The 21,602-nt window shown below is 71.2% G+C and carries 24 protein-coding genes; 13 read left to right on the plus strand and 11 right to left on the minus strand.

Annotation, left to right across the window (positions count from 1 at the left end):
* The 4 genes from P2Q00_RS43095 to P2Q00_RS43110 form a co-directional block, all read right to left on the minus strand.
* Window positions 1-540: hypothetical protein (locus P2Q00_RS43095; RefSeq protein ID WP_275780234.1), on the minus strand; the 540-nt coding region annotated here is incomplete at its 3' end.
* A complete protein-coding gene (locus tag P2Q00_RS43100; protein ID WP_275780235.1) occupies window positions 533-1,285 on the minus strand; it encodes a T4 family baseplate hub assembly chaperone in 753 nt (250 codons plus the stop codon). The genes P2Q00_RS43095 and P2Q00_RS43100, both read right to left, overlap by 8 nt.
* 32 nt (window positions 1,286-1,317) lie before the next feature.
* Window positions 1,318-1,842 (minus strand): phage tail protein, encoded by a 525-nt coding sequence (locus P2Q00_RS43105; protein ID WP_232651785.1) that lies wholly within the window; start codon window positions 1,840-1,842, stop codon window positions 1,318-1,320.
* A gap of 34 nt (window positions 1,843-1,876) precedes the next feature.
* A complete protein-coding gene (locus P2Q00_RS43110) occupies window positions 1,877-3,739 on the minus strand; it encodes a phage tail sheath C-terminal domain-containing protein (RefSeq protein ID WP_275780236.1) in 1,863 nt (620 codons plus the stop codon).
* A 374-nt stretch (window positions 3,740-4,113) separates the two neighbouring features.
* Here P2Q00_RS43110 and P2Q00_RS43115 point away from each other — a divergent pair, with 374 nt between their 5' ends.
* Window positions 4,114-4,539 (plus strand): YchJ family protein, encoded by a 426-nt coding sequence (locus tag P2Q00_RS43115; RefSeq protein WP_275780237.1) that lies wholly within the window; start codon window positions 4,114-4,116, stop codon window positions 4,537-4,539.
* A gap of 6 nt (window positions 4,540-4,545) precedes the next feature.
* Here the strand turns inward: P2Q00_RS43115 and P2Q00_RS43120 are convergent, their stop codons facing one another.
* The gene (locus P2Q00_RS43120; protein ID WP_275780238.1) at window positions 4,546-5,247 is read right to left on the minus strand and encodes a FadR/GntR family transcriptional regulator; all 702 of its coding nucleotides are present in this window, start codon (window positions 5,245-5,247) and stop codon (window positions 4,546-4,548) included.
* A 141-nt stretch (window positions 5,248-5,388) separates the two neighbouring features.
* Between P2Q00_RS43120 and P2Q00_RS43125 the strand changes: the two genes are divergently transcribed.
* The 5 genes from P2Q00_RS43125 (at window position 5,389) to P2Q00_RS43145 (ending at window position 10,482) form a co-directional block, all read left to right on the plus strand.
* Window positions 5,389-5,916: a gluconokinase gene (locus P2Q00_RS43125; RefSeq protein ID WP_275780239.1), complete on the plus strand. Its 528-nt coding sequence runs from the start codon at window positions 5,389-5,391 to the stop codon at window positions 5,914-5,916.
* 51 nt (window positions 5,917-5,967) lie between these two features.
* Entirely contained in the window at window positions 5,968-7,365 is a 1,398-nt protein-coding gene (locus P2Q00_RS43130; protein WP_275780240.1) for a GntP family permease, read from the plus strand.
* Window positions 7,366-7,375: 10 nt separating this feature from the next.
* Window positions 7,376-8,134: an SDR family oxidoreductase gene (locus P2Q00_RS43135; protein ID WP_275780241.1), complete on the plus strand. Its 759-nt coding sequence runs from the start codon at window positions 7,376-7,378 to the stop codon at window positions 8,132-8,134.
* A gap of 11 nt (window positions 8,135-8,145) precedes the next feature.
* Entirely contained in the window at window positions 8,146-9,177 is a 1,032-nt protein-coding gene (locus P2Q00_RS43140) for an L-idonate 5-dehydrogenase (protein WP_275780242.1), read from the plus strand.
* A gap of 138 nt (window positions 9,178-9,315) precedes the next feature.
* On the plus strand, window positions 9,316-10,482 hold the full coding sequence (locus P2Q00_RS43145) for a hypothetical protein (RefSeq protein WP_275780243.1): 1,167 nt from the start codon (window positions 9,316-9,318) through the stop codon (window positions 10,480-10,482).
* Here the strand turns inward: P2Q00_RS43145 and P2Q00_RS43150 are convergent.
* The 4 genes from P2Q00_RS43150 to P2Q00_RS43165 form a co-directional block, all read right to left on the minus strand.
* On the minus strand, window positions 10,420-11,046 hold the full coding sequence (locus tag P2Q00_RS43150; protein WP_275780244.1) for a cytochrome b/b6 domain-containing protein: 627 nt from the start codon (window positions 11,044-11,046) through the stop codon (window positions 10,420-10,422). The two genes, P2Q00_RS43145 and P2Q00_RS43150, sit on opposite strands and share 63 nt — an antisense overlap.
* Window positions 11,030-11,779, minus strand: a complete 750-nt coding sequence (locus P2Q00_RS43155) for a molybdopterin-dependent oxidoreductase (protein ID WP_275780245.1) — start codon at window positions 11,777-11,779, stop codon at window positions 11,030-11,032. Before P2Q00_RS43155 ends, P2Q00_RS43150 begins: the two co-directional genes overlap by 17 nt.
* Window positions 11,780-11,891: 112 nt before the next feature.
* A complete protein-coding gene (locus tag P2Q00_RS43160) occupies window positions 11,892-13,403 on the minus strand; it encodes an APC family permease (protein ID WP_275780246.1) in 1,512 nt (503 codons plus the stop codon).
* Window positions 13,404-13,440: 37 nt separating this feature from the next.
* A complete protein-coding gene (locus tag P2Q00_RS43165; protein ID WP_275780247.1) occupies window positions 13,441-14,391 on the minus strand; it encodes a hypothetical protein in 951 nt (316 codons plus the stop codon).
* Between the two features lie 438 nt (window positions 14,392-14,829).
* Between P2Q00_RS43165 and P2Q00_RS43170 the strand changes: the two genes are divergently transcribed.
* The 4 genes from P2Q00_RS43170 to P2Q00_RS43185 are packed head-to-tail and all read left to right on the plus strand — an operon-like array spanning window position 14,830 to window position 17,063.
* Complete coding sequence (locus P2Q00_RS43170; protein WP_275780248.1) at window positions 14,830-15,723, plus strand: DMT family transporter; 894 nt, start codon at window positions 14,830-14,832, stop codon at window positions 15,721-15,723.
* 23 nt (window positions 15,724-15,746) lie between these two features.
* On the plus strand, window positions 15,747-16,340 hold the full coding sequence (locus P2Q00_RS43175; RefSeq protein ID WP_275780249.1) for an NUDIX hydrolase: 594 nt from the start codon (window positions 15,747-15,749) through the stop codon (window positions 16,338-16,340).
* 10 nt (window positions 16,341-16,350) lie between these two features.
* Entirely contained in the window at window positions 16,351-16,743 is a 393-nt protein-coding gene (locus tag P2Q00_RS43180) for a YidH family protein (protein ID WP_275780250.1), read from the plus strand.
* A complete protein-coding gene (locus tag P2Q00_RS43185; protein WP_275780251.1) occupies window positions 16,740-17,063 on the plus strand; it encodes a DUF202 domain-containing protein in 324 nt (107 codons plus the stop codon). The genes P2Q00_RS43180 and P2Q00_RS43185 overlap by 4 nt, the downstream gene beginning before the upstream one ends.
* A gap of 32 nt (window positions 17,064-17,095) precedes the next feature.
* On the opposite strand, the gene P2Q00_RS43190 is transcribed toward P2Q00_RS43185, so the two are convergent.
* Window positions 17,096-18,043 carry an NADP-dependent oxidoreductase gene (locus tag P2Q00_RS43190; RefSeq protein WP_275780252.1) on the minus strand — a complete coding sequence of 316 codons (948 nt, stop codon included), beginning with the start codon at window positions 18,041-18,043 and terminating at the stop codon, window positions 17,096-17,098.
* Window positions 18,044-18,156: 113 nt separating this feature from the next.
* Between P2Q00_RS43190 and P2Q00_RS43195 the strand changes: the two genes are divergently transcribed.
* The 3 genes from P2Q00_RS43195 (at window position 18,157) to P2Q00_RS43205 (ending at window position 20,890) form a co-directional block, all read left to right on the plus strand.
* Window positions 18,157-18,453 carry a hypothetical protein gene (locus P2Q00_RS43195; RefSeq protein ID WP_275780253.1) on the plus strand — a complete coding sequence of 99 codons (297 nt, stop codon included), beginning with the start codon at window positions 18,157-18,159 and terminating at the stop codon, window positions 18,451-18,453.
* Between the two features lie 193 nt (window positions 18,454-18,646).
* A complete protein-coding gene (locus P2Q00_RS43200; protein ID WP_275780254.1) occupies window positions 18,647-19,669 on the plus strand; it encodes a phosphotransferase family protein in 1,023 nt (340 codons plus the stop codon).
* A gap of 6 nt (window positions 19,670-19,675) precedes the next feature.
* Entirely contained in the window at window positions 19,676-20,890 is a 1,215-nt protein-coding gene (locus tag P2Q00_RS43205) for an acyl-CoA dehydrogenase (RefSeq protein ID WP_275780255.1), read from the plus strand.
* 57 nt (window positions 20,891-20,947) lie between these two features.
* Here the strand turns inward: P2Q00_RS43205 and P2Q00_RS43210 are convergent, their stop codons facing one another.
* Window positions 20,948-21,541 (minus strand): TetR/AcrR family transcriptional regulator, encoded by a 594-nt coding sequence (locus P2Q00_RS43210; RefSeq protein WP_099927728.1) that lies wholly within the window; start codon window positions 21,539-21,541, stop codon window positions 20,948-20,950.
* Window positions 21,542-21,602: the final 61 nt, after the last annotated feature.

The following is a 21,602-nucleotide window of genomic DNA, read 5'->3' on the forward strand; positions in this document are numbered from 1 at the left end:
GCGTGCGCCCGCCTTGAGGGCGGGCGTGGGTCGCCGCGCCGCCGCCACGGCTTGGGGAGCGGTGTCCGTGCCCGGGGGGATGGGCATGGACACCGGGGTCTGTGCAGGTCCGGGCTCCGCGCGCGCCCGGCCGGCCGCCCGCCGCCCGGCATCGGGCAGCGGCCTGAGCCCCGGCGCGACGGGCACGACGGGGCGCAGCAGCGCCGCCTCGTCGCGGACCGGCGCCGACGGACGCGCAAGCGGGTCGACCGGCTCCCGCTCGGTGCGGACGACGGTCCGCTCCCGTTCCGTGTGCGTACGCGTCGCAGCGGCCGACGGACGGGGCGCATCCGGCGGCGCGGCAGCAGCCGACGTGATCGCGGGCCACAGCAGCGCGTCCTCCTCCGGTGCCGGTGCGGCAGCCCGAACCGCCTCGACCCGCTCGAACGGGCCGGGCAGCCGGGGCCGTACCCGCACCGCGGCCGGTCGCGGGCCCGTGTGCCGCGCGATCAGCCGATCGAAGAAGTCGGGGGAGTCCGGCGCGCCCTGGGTGTCAGACATCCGCACACAGCTCCAGGTAGTAGCGGCGCCGCGTCGGGCTGAGCGCCAGGATCTCCGGCTCGCTCCAGCCGTAGGCGGTGGCGAGCAGATGGACGTCCAGGAGCACGTCCCGTGCCCAGGCGTCCAGTTCGGTCCACAGGTAGGAGGCGATGTCGAGCTCGGCGCGGGTGGCCTCGCCGCACTCGGGGCAGGCGACGCCGATCACCAGGTCGGCGCCCGGGTCGGCCGCCTCGACGGCTTCGGCGATCCGGCGCTGCACCGGCACGGGCAACTCCCCCGCCGCCGCGGCCGTCCCGTTGTGCACCGCCGAGACCAGGCACCGGGCGAGCAGCGCCGCACGCGGGTCGGCCGCCCGGGCCGCGGCCTGCAGGTCGGCGACCCCGGGCAGCCTGAACTCGACGTCCCAGCCGTCCAGTTGCACCCGTACGACCGACTCGCCCGAAGCCGGGGCAGAGGCCGAGGAGCGCCCGCCGAGCGAACCCGCGAGCTGCCCCGCGTCCAGGTCGAACTCCATGTCCGTCCCGCACGCGGCGCACTCCAGCCGCACCTGCATCCGCTCGCCGAACAGCGCCCGGCGCAGCGCGAACAGGTCCGCCTCGCGCTCGCCCACCGGAAGCTGCGGCAGCCTCCCGGTGTCGACGTCGGGCCGAGCCGTGCGGTGCAGCAGCAGCGCCCGTCCGACCGGTGCCTCGCCGAGCCCGGTCTCCCAGGCGGCCAGCAGTTCGGCCGCCCCGGTGATCGCCATGTCCCTCCCCGTTTCGCTCAACTACCCCCGGATCAGGCCGGGTTGAGGAACGAAGGCTCCTCCGGCTCGGGCACCTCGTAGTCCCGCTCCCAGCCCTCGCACTCCAGCTTCAGCGACTGGATGGCCACCGCGTTGGCGTTGGCGTCCAGCTCGCCGAGGACCTGGTACTCGCTGGGCCAGGTCCGGTAGAGCTTGTGCGAGACGGCGACCTGACCGGCCTCGTTGAGGACCTGGATGACGATGTCCTTGCGGAAGTCCGCAAGGGACACCTCCGACCCCAGCCCCGCGCCGACCTGCCAGACCTTGTTGGCCCAGCGGTCGAACTCGGGGTCGTGGGTGACGCCGCGTTCGAGGGTGATGCCGTCGAACTCGGAGCGGCCCGGCGACTTGCGCGGGGAGGAGGGGTCGCCGCCGTTGCGGTGCTTGACGACCTCCGTGGTCCGCTTCAGCGGACTGATCTTGCTGATGCCGGCGACCGTCCGACCGTCCCACAGGACAAGGAACTTGAAGTTCTTGTAGGGGTCGAAGCGATGCGCGTTGACCGTGAACTCAGCCATCGTTTTCCTTCAGCTCTCCGAGATTGACGGGCCGCTAGAGAGCGAACTGCCCGGACGTCTGCTGGATCTTGACGACCACGAACTCGGCCGGCCGCACCGGCGCGATCCCGACCAGCACGTTGACGACACCGTTCGCGATGTCCTCGTCCGTCGTGGTCTCGCTGTCGCACTTGACGAAGTACGCCTCGCGCGGGGTGCTGCCCTTGAAGGCGCCCTGGCGGAAGAGCGTGTGCAGGTACGAGGACGCGGACAGCCGGATCTGCTGCCACAGGCTCTCGTCGTTGGGCTCGAACACGACCCACTGCAGGCCGCGTTGGAGGCTCTCCTCCACATACAGCGCGAGCCGTCGCACGGGCACGTACTTCCATGCGCTGTCGAGGGCGTCGGAGCCCTCCAGCGTGCGCGCGCCCCACACCAGCGGGCCGGTGACCGGGAAGGTGCGCAGGCAGTTGACGCCGAGCGGGTTGAGCAGCCCGGTCTCACGGTCCGTCAGCTCGACGGTCAGCGAGTGCACTCCGATGAGCTGCGCCTCCGTGCCGGCCGGTGCCTTCCAGACGCCGCGCTCGGAGTCGGTGCGCGCGATGACGCCCGCGACCGCGCCGGACGGCGGGAAGGCGCGCAGCCGCCCGGTGAGCGGGTCGGTGAGCTGGATGTGCGGGAAGTACAAGCCGGCGTGATTGCCGCGCACGGGGTCGAAGGCCGACAGGCCCGCCCGCGCCGAGTCCACGCTCACCCAGGTGCTGGGCGCGTCGACCAGCAGGAAGATCCGCCGCTCCTCGCACAGCCGCTGAGCTGCGGATACGACGGTGAGGGCGTCGTCGATCTTCTCGTACGAGGCCAGCTCGGGCAGCGACAGCAGATTGACGTCGGCCACTCCGCGCAGCGCCTGGATGCCGGTCTTGTCGGCCTCGGAACCGATGAGGTCGCGCGGGCCGGGGGCCGCGCCGTCCTCGCCGCCCTCCAGCGGAAACACCGGCGGGTTGACCGAGGCCTCCAGGCCCAGGTCGTTGGCGCACTCGCCGAGGAAACGGACGACGTCCTCGGGGTCGGTGGAGCCCGCGACCACCTGGATACGGCGACCGAACGCGGTGACCTCCACGCCCGCGAAGGCGTGCTTGCCGGGCGCGTCGGGCAGCGCCCGCAGCTTGCGCTCCAGGAGCAGCGCCAACTCGGCGACGGAGCACGGGGCTTCGCCGTCGCAGTCGGGGTCGTAGAGCTTGAACTCGCGCTCCACGTCACCGATCTTCACTGTCAGGTCGACGGCCAGGTCCGGCAGTTCGTGCCCGAACGGCTTGGAGACGGTCCCGGACGGGTCCGGGCGGCCCTCGCCGACGGCCTCGACGCGGATCAGCCGCGACCCGGCGTTGACCACCGTGGGTGCATAGGTCCCGCTGCCGGCGTCCATGGACAGGCCGGTGAAGCTCTCGCGGGCGTCGCCCTTGGCGTCGTAGACCCGCAGGTTGAAGGTGGCTTCGCAGTCCGGGGTGTCGTAGTCGACGGCGACGCGCAGGCCGTTGCCCCAGACGCCGGGTTCCTTGGCGTGGACCTCAAGAGCAGGACCGGCGCTGTGGCCCTCGGTGGACTCCAGGACGACGCAGGCGGCCTTGCCGCTGCCCGCCTTGGCGACCCGGACGATCACGGCGACGGAGCCGCCGTTGCCGAAGAACTGGTGGACGGCGTAGGCGAGCGGGCTCTGCGCGCTCAGCCCGCCGAAGCGCCGCTCGAAGTCGGCGAATCCGGTGACGCGCACCGGCTCGTTCAGCGGGCCGCGCCGGGTGTGCCCCACGAATGCGGTCACCGAAGTGGTCACGGCGGAGATGGTGCGAGTGCTGCTGGGAAGCTCTTCGACGTAGACGCCCGGATACGTCGGCCTGGCGGCCGCGGCATTCGTCGGCATTCCCCCTCCTATCCCTTCTCAGGCACCGGTGAAAGGCACCAAGAGGCGGCAGAGGGGAGAGGTTTGGGCACGGCGGCGCGCGGCAGTCCCCCGACGCGCCCTGGTCGCGCCGGTCCGCACACCCCGTATCAGCTTCCCCCGTCAGTGCCCCGGACGGACGGCCGCCCGGGTCAAGCACGCACGCTTGTGACTCCTGATGCTCAAGTGCTGTGCCCACCATGGTGAGTTGGCGGTTGAGTCAACAAGGCGTGTTCACGCCAGTCCGAAAGGAGGTTCGATGAAGGTAGGCGTGCACGACCCACACCGAATGTGCGCGTGTCGGAACAGGCGCTTCACAGATTTCACACAGGCCTTGGTGCAGCAGAATGGAGCCCATGTCCCGACGTACCTCGCAATCCCGGCGGCAGCACGGCTCCGCCCCAGTTCACAACCCCTCCTGCCCTTGCGGTCTTGCGGAGACGTACGAAAAGTGCTGTGGCCGATTCCACCGGGGTGAGGCCGCCGCGCCGACCGCCGAGACACTGATGCGTTCGCGCTACAGCGCCTTCGTGAAGCTCAACGAGCAGTACCTGCTGCGCACTTGGCACCCGCGCACCCGCCCGGCGACACTCGACCTGGACCCCGGCATGCACTGGAGCGGCCTGGAGATCCTCGACACCACCGACGGCTCGGCCTTCCACAGCACGGGCACGGTGACCTTCCGCGCCTCGTACAAGGGCGGTTCACTGCTGGAGCGCAGCCGGTTCGAGCGGGTCGAGGGAGCCTGGGTGTACGTCGACGGGGAGTTCCCCGAGGGATAAGGGCTACTACGGCGCCAGGATGTCCAGTTCCTGAAGCGCACCCACCGTGATCTCCCGGGTCAGCTTCTCCGCGCGAGCCGCGTCGCCCTCACGGACCGCCTCGGCGACCTGGACGTGCAGGGTGACGGCGGCCGGGTCGGGGTCCTCGAACATGACCTCGTGGTGGGTGCGGCCCGCGAGGACCTCGGCGACGACATCTCCGAGCCGGGCGAACATCTCGTTGCCGGACGCGACGAGGATCACCCGGTGGAAGGCCATGTCATGGACGAGGTACTCCTCCAGCTTGTGGCCGCGGGAGTTGGCGACCATACCGATCGCGGACTCGGTGAGTTCGGCGCACTGCTCGGCGGTCGCGTGTCGGGCGGCGAGGCCCGCGGCGACCGGCTCGACGGCAGACCGCAGGACGGTCAGCGAGCGCAGCTGGTGGGGGCGGTCGGCGCCGGCCAGCCGCCAGCGGATGACCTGCGGGTCGTAGACGTTCCACTCGGCCTTCGGGCGTACGGTGACGCCCACCCGCCGGCGCGACTCGACCAGGTGCATGGATTCGAGCACGCGGACCGCCTCGCGCATCACCGAGCGTGACACGTCGAAGCGCTGGGCGAGCTCGTCGGTGCGCAGCACACTGCCCGGCGGGTAGTCGCCCGCGGTGATCGCGGGGCCGAGGGAGTCCAGTACATGGCCGTGCAGCCCCCGGCCCGGAGTGGTCATGCACTCAGCGTACGGGGCAGGTCACACGAACAAAAAGTCAGACTTATTCGTCACGGCCTCTTGAATTCGTCGTACCTAATCGGTTTCAGTGTCGTCGACGCCGGTTGGCGTCCAGATGTCGAAGAAGACAGTGAGAGCACCATGCAGCAGCTGCGCACCCCCCATGTCGTCGTGGTCATGGGCGTGGCGGGCACCGGCAAGACCACCATCGGTCCCCTGCTCGCGGCCCGGCTCGGCGTTCCGTATGCCGAGGGCGACGACTTCCACCCGCAGGCCAACATCGACAAGATGTCGGCCGGCGTCCCGCTCGACGACGCGGACCGGTGGCCGTGGCTCGACGCCATCGGCGCCTGGGCGCACGGGCGGGCCGGGCTCGGCGGGGTGGTCAGCAGCTCGGCGCTGAAGCGGTCGTACCGCGACCGGCTCAGGGCCGCCGCCCCCGGTGTCGTCTTCGTGCACCTCACGGGCGACCGTGCCCTCATCGAGGACCGGATGTCGCACCGGCAGGGCCACTTCATGCCCACGGCGCTGCTCGACTCCCAGTTCGCCACGCTCCAGCCGCTCCAGCCGGACGAGGCGGGCGTGGCGGTGGATGTCACCGGAAGCCCCGAGGAGATCACCGCCCGGGCCGTACAGGCACTGGACGCCCTGTCCCGCCCGGCCAAGTAGCACGCACCCCCCGCACCCCTCCCCCATCCCCGTACCTGCAAGGGAACCCCCGTGACCAGACTCAGCGTCGAGATGCTGGCAGCGGACACGGTCGCGCCGATCACCTCGGCCGGCCACGCTCAGCTGGGCCTCGCCGTACTGGCGGGCATCGCCGTCATCGTCCTGCTCATCACCCAGTTCAAACTGCACGCCTTCCTGTCGCTGACCATCGGCTCGCTGGCGCTGGGCGCGATCGCCGGGGCACCGCTCGACAAGGTGATCGCCAGCTTCACCGGCGGGCTCGGCACCACGGTCGCCGGCGTGGGCGTGCTGATCGCCCTCGGCGCGATCCTCGGCAAGATGCTCGCCGACTCCGGCGGGGCCGACCAGATCGTCGACACGATCCTCGCGAAGGCGGGAGGCCGGGCGATGCCGTGGGCGATGGTGCTGATCGCCTCGGTGATCGGTCTGCCGCTGTTCTTCGAGGTCGGCGTCGTGCTGCTGATCCCGGTTGTGCTGATGGTCGCCAAGCGCGGCAACTACTCCCTGATGCGCATCGGCATCCCGGCCCTCGCGGGCCTCTCCGTGATGCACGGCCTGGTCCCGCCGCACCCCGGTCCGCTGGTCGCGATCGACGCGGTCAAGGCCAATCTCGGCGTCACGCTCGCGCTCGGCGTCCTCATAGCCATCCCGACGGTGATCATCGCCGGACCGCTGTTCTCGAAGGTCGCCGCCCGCTGGGTGGACGTCCAGGCTCCCGACCGGATGCTTCCGCAGCGAGCCTCGGAGGAACTGGAGCAGCGCCCCGGCTTCGGCGCCACCCTCGCCACCATCCTCCTCCCGGTCGTCCTGATGCTCTCCAAGGCCCTGGTCGACATCGTCATCGACGACCCGACGAACCTCACCCAGCGCGTCTTCGACGTCATCGGCTCCCCGCTGATCGCCCTGCTCTCCGCCGTGCTGCTCGGCATCTTCACACTGCTCAGGCCCGCCGGCTTCGGCAAGGAGCGGCTGACTCCGCTCGTCGAGAAGGGTCTCGCGCCCATCGCCGGCATCCTGCTGATCGTCGGCGCGGGCGGTGGCTTCAAGCAGACGCTGATCGACACCGGAGTGGGTCAGATGATCCTGGACATCTCCAAGGACTGGTCGATCCCCGCCCTGCTGCTGGCCTGGCTGATCGCGGTGGGCATCCGCCTGGCAACCGGTTCGGCGACGGTGGCGACGGTCTCGGCCGCCGGCCTGGTCGCCCCGCTCGCGGCCGACATGTCGACTACGCACACCGCGCTACTGGTCCTCGCCATCGGCGCCGGCTCGCTCTTCTTCAGCCATGTCAACGACGCCGGGTTCTGGCTGGTCAAGGAGTACTTCGGCCTGAACGTCGGCCAGACGATCAAGACCTGGTCCGTCATGGAGACGATCATCTCGGTGGTCGCGGGCGGTCTGGTCCTCCTTCTCTCACTGGTCATCTAGGGGTACGGGAATGAGTCACCCTCTCTTCGACATCAGCGGCCGTACGGCCCTGGTCACCGGCTCCAGCCGCGGCATCGGCCTCGCCCTGGCCCGCGGCCTCGCGGAGGCCGGCTGCACGGTGGTCCTCAACGGCCGGGACGCCGACCGCCTCACCAAGGCGGCGGCCGAACTGCCCGGCGACGTCCACACGGCCGTGTTCGACGTCACTGATGGTTCATCGGTAAAGGCGGGCATAGCGGATGTCGAGAAGCGGGTCGGCCCGCTCGACATTCTGGTCAACAACGCGGGCATGCAACTGCGCGCCCCGCTCCTGGAGTTCACGGACGGCGACTGGCACCGCATCCTGAACACCAACCTCACCAGCGCGTTCCTGGTCGGCCGGGAGGCGGCTCGCCGGATGACGGAACGCGGCCACGGCAAGATCGTGAACATCTGCTCGCTGCAGAGCGAGGTGGTCCGTCCGGGCATCGCGCCCTACGCGGCCACCAAGGGCGCCCTGAAGATGCTCACCAAGGGCATGTGCGCCGACTGGGGCCCGTACGGCGTGCAGGTCAACGGCCTGGGCCCCGGCTACATCGAGACGGAACTGACCAGGCCCCTCGTCGAGGACGAGGAGTTCAGCGCCTGGGTGCGCCGCCGCACCCCGGCCGGCCGCTGGGGGCGTACCGAGGACCTGGTGGGCGGGGTGCTGTTCCTCGCCTCGCCCGCCGCGGACTTCGTGAGCGGGCAGGTGCTGTATGTCGACGGCGGAATGACGAGCGTGCTGTGAAAGGGGCTGCCATGGTGCTGGGCTGTGTGATCCACGGTCAGGACGATCTGCGGGTCGACGAGCTGCCGGTCCCGGAGCCGGGACCCGGCGAGGCTCTGATCGCCGTACGCTACGGCGGCGTCTGCGGCTCCGACCTGCACTACTGGCGGCACGGCGGCGTCGGCGACTTCCGTCTGAAGGAGCCGATGCTGCTGGGGCACGAGGTGGTCGGGACCGTCGTCTCGTACGGCTCCCCGGACGCCTCGGGTCCCGCCGTCGGTACGGCCGTTGCCGTGCACCCCGCGACACCCTGCGGCGTCTGCCCCGAGTGCGCGGACGGGCGGCGGAACGTCTGCCGGGACACCCGCTACCTCGGCAGTGCGGCGCGCTTCCCGCACGTCCAGGGCGGGTTCGCGGCCCAAGTCGTCGTACCGGCCCAGCAGTTGAGGCCGCTTCCGGAGGGACTGGAGCTGCGCCGGGCGGCCCTCGCCGAGCCGCTGTCCGTCGCCCTGCACGCGGTGCGGCGGGCCGGGGACGTACGCGGCAGGCACGTCCTGGTCACCGGCGCCGGTCCCATCGGCTGTCTCGTGGTCGCGGCGGCGAAGGCGGCGGGCGCCGCACGGGTGACGGTCACCGACCTCCTCCCGGCGGCCCTGGAGTACGCGCGTCTCGCGGGCGCCGACACCCTCGTCCGCGCCGACGATCCGGCCGACACCGGATGGCCGTCCGAGGTGGACGTGGCCGTCGAGGCGTCCGGGGTGGCCGCGGGGCTCGACACCTGTCTGCGGCTGGTGCGGCGCGGCGGGGTCGTCGTCCAGCTCGGGATGCTGCCGCCCGGGCCGAGCCCGTTCGCCGGGAACCTCGTGGTGAGCCGGGAGATCGAACTGCGGGGAGCGTTCCGCTTCGACACGGAGTTCGACGAGGCGCTGTCGCTGCTGGCCGCGGAGCCGGCGTTCGACGGGCTGGTCAGTGCGGTGGTTCCGGTCCGGGGGGCCGAGTCTGCCTTTGCTTTGGCTGCGGACCGGGGGCGTTCTTGCAAGGTGTTGCTGGACTTCGGTGGATAAGGCCGTAGCCAACCCGCGGGTTAGTGGGGGCTGGTCGCGCAGTTCCCCGCGCCCCTATCGGGGCGCGGTACTGCTCGGTCATGATGGGGAGACCCTTGGACACGGCCTCCAGGGGGCGCTGGGGGTCGGGGGGGCGTCATGGCGGTTTCCCTCGGGATGCGTGTCTCGGGGCTGCTCGTGGTCGGAGCGGTGGCGGTGGCCTTCACGGCCTTCGGTGGTGACGGGAGTGGTACGCAGGGCAGAGGGGGCGGGGAGGGCACGATCGTGACGGCGGGACCGTCGGACAGCCCCGGTGCCCATGCGTCACCAGCCTCCCCCACTCCCCGCACATCACCCGCCGGGGCGGCGCGCGGCACGGTCGGCCCGAGCAGTCCGCGCCACAGCCGCAGCACCGCCGCGCCATCGCCGAGCACCTCGTCTGCCCCTTCCCCCGGCAACAGGCCCCTCCTGAGCCCCAGTTGGCTCCCGCCTGGCCCCGTCTCGCCCAACGCCGACGCCGTACCCGACCCGTCGAGCGTCTACGACAAGCTCCGCGACCCCGCCCAGTGCCAGGCCGCCCTCAAGGTGATCCCGCCGGTCTCCGGGGACCCGGAGTGGCGCCTGCTGCGCGCGCTGGCCGGTGCCTGTCTTGCCGTGCAGGGCCGGGGCGGAAATTGGGGCACAGCGGCCCGGGAGTACAGCGCGCTCGCGGGCAAGGCCGACACCTGCAAGGGCCGTGCCGCCTACGCCGTACTCGGCGGGCTGCTGGACTACCACCGGCAACACCCGGGCGCCACCGTGCAGTTGAAGGCCGCCTCGGGTGGCACGCCCGCCTGCGCCTATCGAATCGCCGGGGTGGACAGGAGTGAGGCCCAGCCGGGCGACACGGTCGGGATCGAGCTGCGCGGCACCTACTTCGACCACGCCGAACTGCTGCGGTTCGGCAGCGTGTTCATCGGCGGGCGGCAGACCGCAGGGCCGCCCGTGCTGCGGTCGCAGACGGGCGACAGGCTGGTGCTGTCCGTCGTGGTGCCGCCTCTGGACGGGCTCAGCGATGTGCTGTGCGGTGCAACAGCGCCCCAAAGGGGCGCGGGGAACTGCGCGACCAGCCACAACGAACCAGCAGCCGACCCACGACCAATCACCGCACCACGGACGGACCGCACCGTCGACGTCGTCGTCCGCTATGGGAACACCGAGGCGCGCCTCAAAAACGCCTTCACGGTCACGGTGCCCACCGCAGTCCCCTCGCCGGAGGCACCGTCAGGGACGCCACAAGGGATGCTCCCGCTCGGCCCACTCACGGCTCACCTTCCCGGTCCGTAGTCCGCTGCGCGCCTCCGGATCCCCGATCGCCATGCCGATGTGCCCGGCGAGGACGATGCCGATGGTGAGGGCCAGCCAGTCGTGGACGAAGGTCGCGCTGGTGCGCCACATCAGCGGGGTGAGGTGGGTGAACCACATGATCAGGCCCGTGCCGAGCATCACCCATGTCGCCCCGGCGATCCAGGCGGCGTAGATCTTCTGCCCTGCGTTGAACTTGGCCGCCGGGCGCGCCGACCGCCGCTTGTCCCGGACCAGGGCCCCGCGCAGCCAGACCCTGTCGTGCGGGCCGAAGCGGTTCAGGTGCCCCAGGTCGGCGCGGAAGCGGCGGGAGACCAGGCCCACCAGGACGGGCACGGGCAGGGCGAGCCCCGCGCACTCGTGGACGCGGACCACCAGCTCGCGGCGGCCGACGAGTTCGGCGAACTGCGGGATGTAGAGGAAGGCGGCCGTCACCACGCACACACCCATCAGCGCGGCCGTCGTCCGGTGCACCCACTTCTGCACGAGGCCGAACCGGCGGACCTCGGTGGCCGGCGGCGTGTGCGCCTCAGCTCGTAGGCTCATCGTCCCGCCCGTTCGAATGGCCGACCCAGGCGTCGACGTCGTAGCCCCGGTCCTCCCAGTAGCCCGGCCTCACGTCCTCGGTGACGGTGATGCCGGACAGCCACTTGGCCGACTTGTAGAAGTACATGGGCGCCACATAGAGGCGGACCGGGCCGCCGTGGTCGTGGCCGATGTTCTTGTCCTGCATGCGCAGCGCGACCAGGATGTCGGAGCGGCGGGCCTGGTCGAGGGTGAGGCTCTCGGTGTACGTGCCGTCGAAGCAGGTGAAGCGGACCGCCCCGGCAGTGGAGCGCACTCCCGCGGCGTCCAGCAGCCGGGACAGCCGCACCCCCTCGAAGGGCGTGCCCGGGACCCGCCAGCCGGTCACGCACTGGACGTCCTTGACCAGCCGGGTCTGCGGCATGGCGCGCAGGTCGTCGAGGGTGTAGGTCTTCGGGCGGTCGACGAGGCCGTCGACCGTGAGGCGGTAGTTCGTGGCGTTCCTGTGCGGCACGGAGGAGGCCACCGAGTAGTAGCGGAAGCCGCCGCCGTTGGGGAGCAGGCCGGTCAGGCCGGTGGGGTCCTTGCCTGCCGCCGCGCCGAGGAAGCCCTCCATGGCGCGCTGCAGGGTGGGCGCGGTGACCACGCCCAGGGCGCCCAGGCCGATGGTGCCGAGCAGGACTCGGCGCCCGACCGGAGTACCGCGTGCCTCGGGCGTCGGGCGGCCCGGCTCCTCGGGTTGTTCGGAGTTCACGTACCCATTCGAACACCCGGATGCCCGGCGGGACCAGGAATCGCGGGTGCTCGTCAGAGTTCCGTAATCACTTCTTACGGCGTTCTCAGAAACCCTCGGCAATCCGTCGGTCCTACGACGCCTCCTGCGCCGCCTTGTCCAGTTGGAACGCCTCGTTGCCGAGCCCGATGCGGGCGTGCGCCTCGGGCGAGCGAGAGCGCAGCAACAGGCCCTGGACCAGGCCGACGGCCAGGGCGAGGCCGATGATGGCGGGCAGCGCCCAGCTGAGGGCCGAGTCCGGGCCGGCGCCGACGAGGACGTCGAAGTCCTTGACGGTGTAGCCGGCGATCACGAGCAGGGCGACGGCGGCGAGTGCGGAGGTGACCAGCCGCCAGGCCTGGGCGCCCGCCGCCCCGCGCCGCGCGAAGAAGACGATCACCGACACGGAGGCGGCCGCCATCAGCAGGATCACACCGAGGGCGCCGATGTTGCCGAGCCAGGTGAACAGGTGCAGGACGGGCTCGGTCGGGTCGCCGGCCGGCTTGTCGTCGGCGACCGCGAAGGCGATCACGACAAGCGCGGAGACGGCGCTCTGCAGCAGCGAGCCGGTGCCGGGCGCGCCGCTCGCACCGGTCGTACGGCCGAAGGTGCGCGGCAGCAGTCCCTCGCGGCCCATGGCGAAGGCGTACCGGGCGACGACGTTGTGGAAGCTGAGCAGGGCCGCGAACATGCCGGTCACGAACAGGACGTGCAGGACGTCCGTGAAGGTGGAGCCGAGCCGGGACTCGGTGAGGGAGAACAGCAGCCCGGCGCTCTGCTTCTGCGCGGCGCCGACGATCGCGGAGGGGCCGGTGGCGACGGTGTACGCCCAGGAGCTGATCGCGAAGAAGACGGTGACGAATCCCACCGCGAGCAGCATCACGCGCGGGACGAGGACATGCGGGCGACTGGTCTCCTCCGCATACACAGGCGCCTGCTCGAAGCCGGTGAAGGCCGCGATGCAGAAGCACAGGGCGGTACCGACGCCGGCCCCGGTGAGGGTGTCCGGGTTGAAGGCGTGCAGCGACAGGCCCTGCTTGGCCGGGTCGGCGATCGAGGCGATGTCGAAGACGACGACGAGGATCACCTCGACGACCAGCAGGACGCCGAGCACGCGCGCGTTGACGTCGATCTTCAGCCAGCCCAGCAGTCCGACGACCGCCACGGCCGCCAGCGCCGGTATCCACCAGGCGACGTCCAGGTCGGCGTAGGTGGCGAACAGCCCGGAGACCTCGAAGCCGAAGATGCCGTAGATGCCGACCTGGAGCGCGCTGTAGGCGACGAGGGCGACCAGGGCGGCGCTCGCTCCGGCGGTGCCGCCGAGTCCGCGGGAGATGTACGCGTAGAAGGCGCCCGCGTTGTGGACGTGCCGGCTCATCTCGGCATAGCCGACGCTGAACAGGACCAGCACCACGCCGAGGGCGACGAAGAGCAGCGGCTGCCCGACGATGCCCATCACCGCGAATGTGGTGGGCATGACACCCGCGACCACCATGAGCGGGGCGGTCGCGGCGAGCACGGAGAGCAGCAGGCCCCCCGCGCCCAGGCGGTCGGCGCGCAGGGCGCGTTCCTGCCCCAGATAAGTACTGATGCTGCCCGTGGTCATCGAGGGACCGTCCTTCTGTCGGGGTCGGGAGTGTGTGTCATGCCCTGCCGAGCACGGTGGCGCGCGCGGCACGGAAGGCAGGGTGCGGATCGCGGTCCGGGTACGACCAGGGGGCGGGGGTGGCGTGTTCGCCGATGCGGTGGAACAGGGCTGCGGCCTCGGCGCCCCGGCCCTCGCAGACCTTGGCGTGGGCGAGGAAGTTGAGGTCGACCAGACGGCGCGGGTGGCCCTCGTGCTCCCATTCCAGCCACCAGTCGAAGGCGGCCTTCAGCACCTGCCGGGCCCGGCGTCCGCTCCAGTGGCCGGAGGCGGCCGGGTCCCCGGGCTCGTGCCCGGCGGCGGCCAGCACGCGGTAGCGCTCGGCGTGGGCGACGACCGGCAGGATGGCGAGGGGGGAGTCGGCGGGGGCGTGCAGGGCGGAGCGGTTGGCGAAGTCGTAGACCTCGTGCAGCGGGTCGGGGCCGCTGCCGGCGTGCCGCTCGGCGAGGCGGGCGACCATCAGGTGGTGGGCGTGGTGGTGGTCGGCGTACCGGTCGCGGACCTCGGCGAAGAGCCCTTCGACGGCCCCCTCCGGGCCCGGGTCGCGCTCCAGCATGAGCAGGCCGAGCCACGGGGTGGGGTCGGCGGGTACGAGGGCGGCGGCGTCCCGGCAGGCCTCGCGGGCCCGGTCCGGTTTCTCCTTGCCCCGTAACGCGCGCTGGACCAGCGCGAGCGCAAGCAGCACGGCGGCGTCGGCGGAATCGGGCTCGGCGAGCAGCCAGTCGCGGGCCCAGGCAGCGCTGTACGGCTCCAGCGCGAGCACGGTGACCCGATGCCCGCGGCGGTCCCAGTCGTCCCCCGTCTGCACGAGCAAGGACCGCGCGGCCTGCCACCGCCCCTGTGTCAACGCGGCCCGGGCGCCGACGAGTTCGGCATCGTCCAGGGCCGCGTCAAGGGCCTGGGCCGCGCGTTTACGACGCGGGGCGAGGGGTGGCGGGGGTGGGGACACCGCGGGAACTTCCTCACGCGACGCGGCCAGGGCCTGTCCGGCGGATCACACCGGCGTCGTCTGGTTTCGGTTTGCCGTCAACTGATCACGCACAGCAAACCCCCAGCCAACACTTTGCGTCAAGGGAGGGGCAGGCGTTACTCGCGTCAACTTCCGTTACTGGAGAGGCACTTGTGATCCGACCGCCGCCCGCGCTGCCGGCCGCCGCCGGCGGCATGTCACAAACCATCGCTCGCTCTGTGGCGTACGCCATGGCACTCCCCGCCCCACCCACGCACCATGACAGGGCGACCGGCTCACCGCCCCTGATCGTCCGGGCAACGTGACCGAGTCGACTGCCCGGATCCGGGCACTCCCAGGGGCAAGCCGGGCCCTGGGACGCTACAGTCACCCACTACGCACCCCGTGGCCCGGCCTATCTGACTCGAGGTACGCAGCGTGTCCGTTCTGGTTCTGATTCTCGCCGTGAGCGCTGCCTGCTGCCTGGGCTTCGGATTCGTGCTCCAGCAGAACGCGGCCCAGCGGGCACCCCTCAGCGACTTCCTCTCGCCGCGTCTGCTGTTCGACCTGATGCAGGTGCCGCGCTGGCTGGGCGGCATCGCGCTGATGGTGGCCGGGATGGTCCTCGGCGCGATCGCCCTGAGCCAGGGCGAGATCTCCCTGGTCGAACCCCTCCTCGCCACCAACCTCCTGTTCGCCCTCGCGCTCTCCCGCAGGCAGACCAGACAGCCGCTGGGCCGCCAGGGCTGGACGGGACTCGCCCTGCTCGCGGGCGGTGTCACGGCCTTCATCGTCGCGGGCGAGCCGCGCGGCGGCACCGCGGTCACCGACCCCTTCCGCCACTGGCTGATCATCGGCGCCATGCTCGGCCTCGCCCTGCTCCTGACGACCTACGCCAAGCGCTCCCGCCTCAGCTCCGGCCCGGTCCTCCTCGCCCTCGCCGCGGGTCTCCTCTACGGCGTCCAGGACGCGCTGACCCGGGTCAGCGGCCAGCGCTTCTCCGAGGGCGGCCTCACCGAGCTGGTGACGGGCTGGCAGCCGTACGGCGTGCTGGCGCTCGGCGTCACGGGCCTGGTCCTGGTCCAGAGCGCCTTCGAGACGGCACCCCTGCGCATGTCACTGCCCGCCCTCACTGCGGCCCAGCCGCTCGCCGGCATCCTGTGCGGAGTGGGTTTCCTGGGCGACCGTCTGCGCACCGACACGGGGGCGCTCGCCTGGGAGGCGTCCGGCCTGGCGGCGATCGTCGTCGGCATCGTCCTGCTCGGTCTGCACCCCTGCATGCCGAGCGGCACGGTCAAGCCGCAGCGGGTACGGGACCTGCAGCGCCACTGACGCCGTCCTGCTTGGATGGCGGCATGACGACGCCCGCAGACGAAATCCTCGACATCGTCGACGAGAACGACCAGGTCATCGGCCAGTCCCCGCGCGGCAGGGCGTACGCCGAGGGCCTGCGCCACCGCTGCGTCTTCATCCAGGCCCGGGACGCCGCCGGCCGCCTCTTCGTCCACCGCCGCACCCCGACCAAGCTGGTCTTCCCCTCCCTCCACGACATGTGGGTCGGCGGAGTGGTCGGCACGGGCGAGTCCTACGACGACGCGGCGCTGCGCGAGGCCGAGGAGGAACTCGGCGTGTCCGGTCTCCCGGCCCCGCGGTTCCTCTTCAAGTTCCTGTACGACGACGGCACCGGCCAGACCTGGTGGTCGGCGGTGTACGAGGTCCGCTGCGACCTGCCGGTCAGCCCCCAGGTCGAGGAGGTGGCCTGGCACGACTTCCTGCCGGAGGCGGAGGTGGAACGGCGGCTGGCGGAGTGGGAGTGGGTGCCGGACGGGCTGGCGGCGTATGAGCGCTGGAAGGCTTACCGAGGTATTTCAGCCCGTCCGGCGTTTGAGGACGAGGCCCCTCAAGGGCCGAAGCGGGGGTCTGGGGGCGGCAGCCCCCAGGCTGGGTAAAGTCGACACTGTGATCGAATTCGCGCGAAACGTCCGGCTCTGGTTCGACCCCGAGCAAGTCCGGCAGGACGGCCGCACGCCGGACTACCGCTTCTCGCTGGCGAACGAACGCACCTTCCTGGCCTGGCTGCGCACCGCGCTCGCGCTGATCGGCGGCGGCTTCGCGGTGGACCAGTTCCTGCCGGACCTGCGCTGGGCCTGGCGGGTGGGGCTCGCCCTCGCGCTGCTCGGGGCGGGCGTGCTGTGCTCCCTGCGCGCGGTCAACCACTGGATGCGCTGCGAACGCGCCATGCGCCGCGGCGAGGATCTGCCGGTCTCGCGGTTCCCCGCGGTGCTGAGCATCGTCGTCGCGGTCGTGGCCGTGGCGATGGTCGTCGTCGTGCTCGTCGGGTGGGAGGGGTGAACGCCGTGGCAGGCCAGGAGCGCGACCCGGGGCTGCAGCCGGAGCGGACCCGGCTCGCCTGGCGGCGTACGACGCTGGCGAGCACCGTCGTCGCCGTCCTCGCGGCGAAGACGGCGCTGCACGGCAGTGTCTCCGCGATCGGGATCATCGCCTGCGCCCTGTGCTGCGCCCTCTGGCTGGGCTTCCTCTTCGTCGCCCACCGCCGCATAAGCACCCTGGCGTCGTCCGACAGCCCTCTGGCGCTGGCCCCCCGGCATGCCACGGCGGCGATCCTGTGCGCGGTGGCCATGGCGGTGTGCGGAGCGGCACTGGTGTTCTGACCGGCAGACTCAGCAGACTCAGCGACCGGAGGCTAACCGGCCGGCTCGACCTCCCACTCCACCGTCACCACGATCTTCCCCCGCGTCCGCCCCTCCTGGTTGAGCCGATGCGCGTCCGCCGCGCGCTCGAGCGGGAACGTCTGCGACAGATGCACCGACACGACCCCTTCCTCCGCCAGCTCGGTCAGCCGCAGCAGGTCCTCGGCGTCCGGGCGCACCCAGTAGTAGCGGCCGCCGTAGCCGACGACGTCTCCGTCGGCGATCGACGCCAGGCGCCCCTCCGGGGCCAGCAGGTCGGCCGAGATCTTCAGGGCCTCGCCGCCGACGGTGTCGAACACGGCGTCCACGCCCTCGGGAGCCAGCCCGCGCACCCGCTCGGCCAGCCCGTCGCCGTACTCCACGGGCTCGCAGCCCAGCCCGCGCACGAAGTCGTGGTTACCCTCGCTCGCCGTGCCGATCACCCGCGCACCGAAATGCCGGGCGAGCTGCACGGCGACAGAGCCGACGCCACCCGCCGCCGCGTGCACCAGGACGGTCTCGCCGCGCTTGACCTGGAGCGCCTTGACGAGCACCTGGTAGGCGGTGAGCCCCACCAGGGGCAGCCCGGCCGCCTCCTCGAAGGAGAGGTTGCGCGGCTTGCGGGCGAGGGTGCGTACGGGGGCGGCGACGTACTCGGCGAAGGTGCCGCGGGAGAGGAAGTCCTCGCGCACATACCCGATGACCTCGTCCCCGGCGGTGAACTCCGTGACGGACACGCCCGGTTGCACCACGACGCCGGAGACGTCCCAGCCGGGCACCACCGGGAAGACGGCGTCGAGAATTCCGTCGAGGTGGCCCTCGCGGCACTTCCAGTCGACGGGATTGACGGCGGCCGCGCGGACCTTGACGAGTACCGCGTCGGGGCCGACCTTCGGGTCGGGCAGCTCGCCGTACTCGAGCACCTCGGGTCCGCCGTACCGTGCGTAGCTGATGCCTTTCATGGGTTCGACCCTCCGGCGTACCTGCACGCCACGCAAGCCGAATAGCCCGATATGCACCCTTCGCGTGGCACCCTGTCCGACGTCATCACCCGCAATTCCCGAAGGTGAGCCCCATGACCACCCTTCACCTGGAACACACCTCCCACGCCCACACCCACGGCCCCGACTGCGGACACATGCAGGTGCAGCACGGGGATCATGTCGACTACGCACACGACGGACATCTGCACCGCGAGCACGGCGGCCACTGGGACGAGTGCGAGCCGGACGGGCATGCGCCCCACCAGGGCCACGACCACCGGCACGGCGAGGGCTGCGGACACGAGAGCGTCCTGCACGGCGACCACGTCGACTACCTGCACGACGGCCATCGACACGCCCCGCACGACGGCCACTGGGACGACCACTGACCCGGCGCCGGCACCAGGCCCGACACCGAGGTCGCGTCGGCCGAAAAGCACAGCCCGACAGCTCCCTGCCGCACCCGGCGGGGAGCTGTCGGCCTATCGTGGCTCCGATCACGTTCACCCCACCCACTGGACGACATACCGACCAGTCGGCATGATGGGACGAGTCCCGTTCACGCGCGCGTAAGGAGCACCGATGAGCCCCGACCACCCGCCAGGCCTCGATCTCGACCGGCTGCGCGGCCTGCTCGACCAGGAGCGGCCCGGCCTGGTGCACGGCCCCCTGACCGGACGGCTGATCGAGGGCGGACGGTCGAACCTCACGTACGCGATCTCGGACGGCACCTCGAAGTGGGTCGTACGCCGGCCCCCGCTCGGCCATGTCCTGGCCACCGCGCACGACATGAAGCGCGAGCACCGGGTGATCAGCGCCCTGTACCCGACGAACGTCCCGGTGCCGCGCCCGGTGCTGCTCTGCGAGGACGAGCAGGTGCTCGGGTCGCCGTTCTACGTCATGGAGTTCGTGGAGGGCACGCCGTACCGCACGGCGGACCAGCTCGCCCCGCTCGGCCCGGAGCGCACCCGGGACGCAGTGCTGGCCCTGGTGGACACGCTGGTCGAGCTGCACGCGGTGGATCCTGCGTCGGTGGGCCTCGCGGACTTCGGCCGCCCCGAGGGCTTCCTGGACCGCCAACTGCGCCGCTGGGGCAAGCAGTTGGACGCCTCCCGCAACCGCGAGCTGGCCGGCATCGACGAGCTGCACGCGACGCTCGGCCGTCACCTCCCCCAGTCGCCCGCGCCCGCCGTGGTGCACGGCGACTACCGCCTGGACAACGTCCTGATCGGTGAGGACGACAGGATCAAGGCGATCCTCGACTGGGAGATGTCGACCCTCGGCGACCCGCTCACCGATCTCGGCCTGCTGGTGATGTACAGCCTGCCGCTGGGCATGGCGGACTCCCCGGTCTCCACGACCGCCGAGGCCCCCGGCCACCCCTCCCCCGCCGAGCTGATCGAGCGGTACGCCGCCCGCTCGGGGCGCGATGTCTCGTCCGTCTCCTGGTACACGGCGTTCGCCTGGTTCAAGCTCGCCGTGATCCTGGAGGGCATCCACTACCGCTACACGCTGGGCCAGACGGTCGGCCGCGGCTTCGACCGCATCGGCGACCTGGTGCCCGTCTTCATCGAGCACGGCCTGACCACTCTTCAGGAAGGCTGACAGACCATGGACTTCGCGTTCGACGCGCGCACCGAGGAACTGCGCGCCAAGCTGCTCGCCTTCATGGACGAGTACGTCTACCCGGCCGAGGCGGTGGCGGAGGAGCAGCGGGCCGCGCTGGCCTCTCCCTGGGACACCCCGGCCGTCGTGGAGGAGCTGAAGGCTGAGGCGCGCAGGCAGGGCCTGTGGAACCTCTTCCTCCCGGACGCCGAGCACGGCGCGGGACTGACCAACCTCCAGTACGCGCCGCTGGCCGAAATCACCGGCCGCAGCCCGCAGTTGGCGCCGACGGCGACGAACTGCGCGGCGCCGGACACCGGCAACATGGAGGTGCTCGCGCAGTTCGGCGACGAGCAGCAGAAGAAGCAATGGCTGGAGCCGCTGCTCGCGGGTGAGATCCGCTCGGCGTTCGCGATGACCGAGCCGGAGGTGGCCTCCTCCGACGCCACCAACATCACCACGCACATCGAGCGGGATGGCGACGAGTACGTCATCACCGGCCGCAAGTGGTACATCTCCGGGGCGATGAACCCGGACTGCAAGATCTTCATCGTGATGGGCAAGACGGACCCGGACGGAGCGGACATCCGCCGCCAGCAGTCCATGGTCCTGGTTCCCCGCGACACCCCGGGCGTCACGGTCAAGCGCGCCATGCAGGTCTTCGGCTACGAGGACCACTACCACGGCGGCCACGCCGAGGTGATCTTCGACCACGCGCGCGTGCCGGTGACGAATCTGATCGGCGAGGAGGGCGGCGGCTTCGCCATCGCCCAGGCCCGTCTGGGCCCCGGCCGTATCCACCACTGCATGCGGCTGATCGGCATGGCGGAGCGGGCGATCGAGCTGATGTGCCGCCGGGCCGTGTCCCGTCAGGCCTTCGGCAAGGCGCTGGCCCAGCAGGGCGTGGTGCACAACTGGATCGCCGACGCGCGCGTGACCGTCGAGCAGCTGCGCCTGCTGGTGCTGAAGACGGCCTGGCTGATGGACACGGTCGGCAACAAGGGCGCCCACGCGGAGATCCAGGCCATCAAGATCGCCACGCCCCGCGCGGTCGTCGACATCATCGACCGGGCGATCCAGCTGCACGGCGCGGGCGGTGTGAGCCAGGACTTCCCGCTGGCCGAGCTGTACGCCGGGGCCCGGACCCTGATGATCGCGGACGGCCCCGACGAGGTGCACCAGCGGTCGCTGGCGCGACGGGAGCTGAAGAAGTACCTCTAAGGCATGCGGTAAGGGGCGGTCGCCAATGGCGACCGCCCCTTGCCCATGTTCGTGCCGTTACGGCCGCAGCGCCCGCAACAGCAGGTCGGCCAGATGGTCGGCGACCTCCTGGGGACTCATCGGCCCGTCCGGCCGGTACCAGGTCGACAGGTGATGGACCGACCCGAAGTGGTAGTCCACCACCAGGTCGGCCGGGGTCGCCTTGGAGAACACCCCCGCCTCCTGCCCCTCCTCCACCAGCGCACGGAAGCGCTCGTGGTAGCGCCGGCGCTCGGCACGCACCTGCTTGTTCTTCTCCGGGCTCAGATGGTGCATCGAGCGGAAGAAGATCATCGCGTCGTCGAGGTTCTCGATCGTCGTGACGACGACATCGGCCGCCGCACCCCTGAGGCGCTTCTCGATCGGCTCGTCCGCGTCCGCGAACGCGTCCAGGCGCTCCTGCTGGAGGCGCAGCACCCGCGAGTACACCTCGTGCAGGAGGTCGTCCTTGGAGCCGAAGTAGTGGTACAGCGCCCCCTTGGTGACGCCGGCCGCCTCGACGATCTCCTGCACGGAGGTGCGGTCGTAGCCCTGCTCGGCGAAGAGCCGGGTGGCGGCGGCCAGCAGCCGCTGCGGGACGGGAGTACCGTCACCGTCCGTCGTCCTGGGCACTGTGCCGCCACCTGCCTTCCGGGCTCTCTGCATGCTTCTGTTCGCTGTTCGTTGCTGTTCG

This window comes from Streptomyces coacervatus (assembly GCF_029223485.1).
Lineage (GTDB): Bacteria > Actinomycetota > Actinomycetes > Streptomycetales > Streptomycetaceae > Streptomyces > Streptomyces coacervatus.